General features: G+C 31.7%; 4 protein-coding genes and 1 pseudogene. All 5 read left to right on the forward strand.

Annotated features, from left to right (window positions below; genetic code table 11):
- A pseudogene (locus tag V4T18_RS18115) lies at positions 1-1049 on the forward strand (hypothetical protein); the annotation flags it as partial.
- A gap of 19 nt (positions 1050-1068) precedes the next feature.
- Positions 1069-1419 (forward strand): hypothetical protein, encoded by a 351-nt coding sequence (locus V4T18_RS18120; RefSeq protein ID WP_332651834.1) that lies wholly within the window; start codon positions 1069-1071, stop codon positions 1417-1419.
- A gap of 630 nt (positions 1420-2049) precedes the next feature.
- Entirely contained in the window at positions 2050-2859 is an 810-nt protein-coding gene (locus tag V4T18_RS18125) for a sce7726 family protein (protein ID WP_332651836.1), read from the forward strand.
- A 26-nt stretch (positions 2860-2885) separates the two neighbouring features.
- Entirely contained in the window at positions 2886-3827 is a 942-nt protein-coding gene (locus tag V4T18_RS18130) for a sce7725 family protein (protein ID WP_332651838.1), read from the forward strand.
- Positions 3828-3943: 116 nt separating this feature from the next.
- Positions 3944-4903: an RES family NAD+ phosphorylase gene (locus V4T18_RS18135; RefSeq protein WP_332651840.1), complete on the forward strand. Its 960-nt coding sequence runs from the start codon at positions 3944-3946 to the stop codon at positions 4901-4903.
- Positions 4904-5249 lie beyond the last annotated feature (346 nt).

A 5249-nucleotide genomic window follows, 5' to 3' on the forward strand; every position in this document is an offset into this window, starting at 1 on the left:
CACGAAATGTTCTTGATCCAGATAACATCAAGGCAGTTATGGCTAAAACTTACGACGACTTCATGCTTGCCTATAACTCTATAGATAATATGAAGGTTCCAAAACCTACCAAGGATATGTCCTTTAGAGAGAGAATGCTGTATACGGGAATGGATCTAGGTTTATGGATTACTCAACACCAGAAAGGTAAGTTTGATGCAAGGATAAATGTATCGAAAAATACTATTGGTGAAATAAAAGAACTAGTTACCAATCCTTTAGGGGTACCAAAAAACCTGTGGTATGCTTTTACCCACCCAAAAGAAACAGCAAATTCGATAGGAAATTCAATGAAGGATTTTTATGATTCTTATGAGCGAGATGTGCTCAATGGAAATGCCTATTCGAAATCATACTGGAAAATGAATGCAGTAGGAACCATAGGTATTGCTTTGATTGGTTCAAAAGGTGTCGGTTCACTTACAAAAGTAGGGAAACTTCCTGGGAAGACGAATAAGGGTAAAGGTAAGGCTAATGTATATTCTGTTGAGGATTTTTTAGATGAAATGAATAGCTTGCCACATGCGAAATTATCAAAAGAAGTTACGGATGGGATAATTAGTACACCAAAAGGTAACAGACCTCTTCCCCAAGTGTATATGTCAAAGAAAGAAATATTATCGCATCTTGCTTTATTTGATGAAGGAGTTGTCAAAATTCAAAGCAGAGAATCATACGAGCAAGCAACCAAACTGTATGGTAGTAATATAGGAGATCCTAAAACAGGTACATTTGTCCTTCCTAAAAACGTTGTGGATAAAGCTGTTGAAGCTTCAAACGGGGATCCAAGAGTTCTAGAAGAGTTATTGGGATTGGAGAAAGGTTATTTAGGAGAAAAACCTATAATGTTAAAGGTTATTGAAGTTGAAAATATTAGAGTACCATCTGGCAACGAAACAGGAGCTTGGCAAGGTTTTTGGGAACCGGGAGGTTATACACAAGGTGGAATTCCAGAAGCAGTCATAGATCAGATAAAATCTAATAATTATACAGTTTCAGATATATATTAAACCAATGGAGGTAGAAAGAATGGAAAAAATACATCGTGGAGATGGCTTTGCAATTATAGAGAAAGATGGGGAATATCAAATTTCTTGGGCGCAGGGACCATATAATGAGCCAGTTTTTTATCCTATTTCTAAACAAAATATGGACAAAGCCTTTAAATCAAATCAAGACGCCCATGAAGTAATGATTTACGCAGAAACAGGGCATTGGCCTTCGGGTGTGGACGAAGAGGTAGAAATAAAAAAGGCTTTTGTACAAAAATTTCCAGAACTACTCTTAAAAGTTCCAGAAAACCAGGATTTATTTACGAAATCTGAACTGGATGAACTGTTGCCTTTAGCTAAGCAATCGCTTCAGGAATCAGATGATTAACTTATAGACTAAAAGCAAAATTTGAAATTTCCCTTTGGTTAGTGGATAGGCCACACTTAGTTGGACATTTTTTATAGAGGATAAGGAGCAATGTGCATGATAGCCTCGTTTGGCTGGCTTCTTGGCGTATCGAATTATGTTCATAGAGGAGGCTCCATATCAAGCAATTTATGCGCCACTTATGCTTTAAGAGAGCCATCTAACCACCTTAAAAAGTTGTTAAATCTGTTGCCATTCCAAAGTAACTATAACTATTAAGAAAGTCACATAATTAGATCATAAAGAAATCGATTAAGGGTACGGGTAATAAGATAGATTCTGATACAATATAAAATATATTAGAGATATAGAGGGAGTACAGCATTACAACATTAGGTTAATTCCCTACTATATTTTTTTACAGTTTGTAAGATATAAATATTAGAGAGCATATCAATTAATACGATATACTCTTTTTTATTTACTAAGATACATGATCAACTATTACTAGAATAAAGTTGGATTTTAGCTTTAAATGATGGGTTTAATACAAGGAATTGTATTGTTTAAAAAAGATATATAAAATAAATAAGATAACGAGTAGAAGAGCTTCTAAATGTAAAATTTTCTAAGAAAATAAGGTGTATTAAGATGGAAAGTAATAAATCAATAAATATATTTTCTAAAAGGTATCTGGAAAGTATTCTGAAAAAGAAGAAAGACTCCGGGGGGGGGAGCTATCTTGGGGGAATTATAGAAGAATATAAATATTACTATAAATTCTTTGAAAAGGAATACCGTAATGAATATTTTTATAAAAATACACTGTTTAATAAAATTGTTCTAGGTAAACATAGCATCAATACAACATATGCTTTAAATGAGGTAGTGATAAACAAATCTAAAGCAGATATGATAATTGTTAATAGAAATTCCCCAATTGTATATGAAATAAAGACTGAATTGGATAATTTTGATAAACTAGAACATCAAATTAAGGATTACTATAAAATATCTAAATTAGTATATGTTGTGACAGCAGAAAATACTTTTTATCCATTGTATAGGATACTTAAAGGAAGCAACGTAGGGATTTATGTTTTAACTAGAAGAAATACTTTAAGCTTAAAAAAGAAAGCGGTGGAAAATACTTATCTTGAACATAAAGCACTTTTTAAATTGCTAAGAAAGAATGAATATGAGAAAATAATAATGGGTTGTTTTGGTAAAATACCTAAAGTTAGGGATTTCGAATACTACACAGCTTGTTTCGAATTATTTGAACAGATTGAGATTAATGAAGCATACACTAAAGTATATAAAGAATTGGAAAAACGGGATACTGTATATGAGAAAAAGTATCTTAGCATGATTCCGTATGAGTTAAGATGGTTGGTTTATACAAGCAAATTCAATGAGGCAAGTTATGAAGAATTGATTGATATTTTCTATAATGAATGAGGTGTACTTATATGTATTTCCCGTATTTGAGAGGTAGACAATTTGATTTAATTGCTATTAGAGAATTATTAGAGAAGGAATTAATCAGTAAAGAAATTGTGCCGATTATCGAACCGGTTAAGTTATCTTCTACACTTATATCAACTCTGAATTTATTTATTGAAAAAGAGAGAGAAGTTTTAGTTATACAGAATCCATGTGTAGGTAATTTCTCCGATGAACTAGAAGGCCACGACTTATATGAAAATTATATAGAAATTTTGAAAAGTGAATTTATTATAGTAACACATTATTTTGATGTTTCTTCTATAGGTGTATTATCAGAAATTGCTTCTGGTCTTGGAAAAAGTATTAGCGATTTAGCAATAATTCACAAGGATATTTCTCTATTACCTGAGTATAAAAGCATTTATTCTCATAAAGAACCTAAATATAATATAGTTCCTGAAGAACAATCTTTTAGAAGAAGGTTGCGAGAGAAAAACCTTGTTTGTTTAAAAGATGAATTTATTAAGCAAAAAAGAAATACAGATTATTCTCTAAATGTTGATGAGTTTTTTTCAGAGGAACATTTACATTTTAATCGAGAAGGATTAGTAGGCTTTTCTGATTACTCAGTGGTTGGGAATGATTATAGTGAAGGCGGTTTTGCACCGTATGCCATTGCCTTACATATTGTTTACTTTTCTTATGATGCAGAGAATGAAAGCGATGTATTAAGGATAAGACATTTTGTTTCAGATTCTAATGATGATATCCGAGATCCAGCTCTAAAATGTTCAGAGGCACTTAGTAAATTAGCTTCTTGGATTACTGATATTAAACCAAAGAAAGTTAATACATACGCCATTGAGCAATTGTTAGAACATCATAAAAAAGGTTCTTACCCAGGATTACCATCCTTAAAAAAACTTTCATTAATGCATCATATTGAATTAGTGGATGCTTTTCTGAAAGGTAAAATATAAAAATGAACTGCTGTGAGAAATGTTTCAAAGATATTGAGTTGGTGGCTTTTATAAGAGGTAAACAAAATCGAGGTAATTGTGATATTTGTTTCAGTAGCAATGTATATATTTACAATATGGAAACCGATGAAGAACTTGATGCAATGATTGATGATTTTTTAAGTATATATCAATGTAAATCTGCATTGCCAGAAGATTTTCCTCTATCAATGTTGTGCCTATTAAAAGATGAATTAGTGCATAATTGGAATATGTTTAATTTGGATGCAATGCAGGTATATAATTTGTTATCTGTTTTGTTAGAAAAACAGTTCCCTTCGAAACTAAAATTGTTAAATGAGCCTGTTGGAATACTCCAGTTAGGTGATAATGCCTTTGTTGAAAGGAACAGCATTTTAAAAGGTTATAGATGGGAAGAATTTGTGGAATATCTTAAACACAGTAATAGATTTCATTCTACTCATATTAATTATGATGTGTTGGATGAATTTTTGAAAGGTCTGATAGTGAAAATACCTAAAGGTACTAAATTATATCGGGCAAGGATTTCAAATGAAGAAGAGCTTTCTATTGATAATATGGGCGCACCACCAAAAGAAAGAGCTACAGCTGGAAGAGCAAATTCTGAAGGTATAAGGCATTTGTATCTTGCAACACATGTTGAAACCGCAATAAAAGAAATAAGGCCTGGTGAACAGGATAGAATATTTATAGGCGAATTTAATGTGGAAGAGGATTTAGTAATTATTGATTTAAGAAGCTTGGAAAGCATTAGTATTTTCCAAGGGTTTAATAAATTAAGATATGCATTAAATTTATTGAATATTAAAAAGATTAGCAACGAGATATCTAAACCTGTCCGAAGAACTGATAGCAAACTAGATTATTTACCTACACAATATATTGTTGATTATATAAAAAGTAAGACAGTAGAAGAAGAATTCGAGAATTGTGTGGGTATCGGATTTAAAAGTACTATTTGTAATACAGGTCATAACGTTATGGTTTTTAATCCAGAAATATTAAGATGCACCATTTTAAATGAAAAGGTAATTACTTCAGTAACATATAGTTAAGATATATATTAAACTATTAATCTCTTGTCTCCGTAAGCATTTTTAGTAAACCTTATTAATTCCTTTGTAAGAGCAATTTTCGACCCTCAAAAAAGCCCTTCAAACGTTGATATAATAAGGTTTGTCCTTTTTATAGACTGAATACCCGCCGTCTCCATACATAGTAATCAAACGATTTCAAAAAGACCGAAACCCTTGATGTCTACCGTCTCTACACTATCTTTTTCTGTAACAGGATCGTAAACATTCATGACTGTTTGAAAACGTCACCCGTGTTACTTTATAACATGGAAATACATGAATAACATGCCACTACATTCACACCCTAAATAAGTAGATTGCATTT

This window comes from Lysinibacillus sp. 54212 (assembly GCF_036662795.1).
In the GTDB taxonomy this organism is placed as follows: domain Bacteria; phylum Bacillota; class Bacilli; order Bacillales_A; family Planococcaceae; genus Lysinibacillus_B.

Bases quoted from the DNA above. Each gene is read 5' to 3' on its own strand.
- V4T18_RS18125 (WP_332651836.1), top strand. From the start codon at position 2,050: ATGGAAAGTAATAAATCAATAAATATATTTTCTAAAAGGTATCTGGAA.
- V4T18_RS18135 (WP_332651840.1), top strand. From the start codon at position 3,944: ATGGAAACCGATGAAGAACTTGATGCAATGATTGATGATTTTTTAAGT.
- V4T18_RS18120 (WP_332651834.1), top strand. From the start codon at position 1,069: ATGGAAAAAATACATCGTGGAGATGGCTTTGCAATTATAGAGAAAGAT.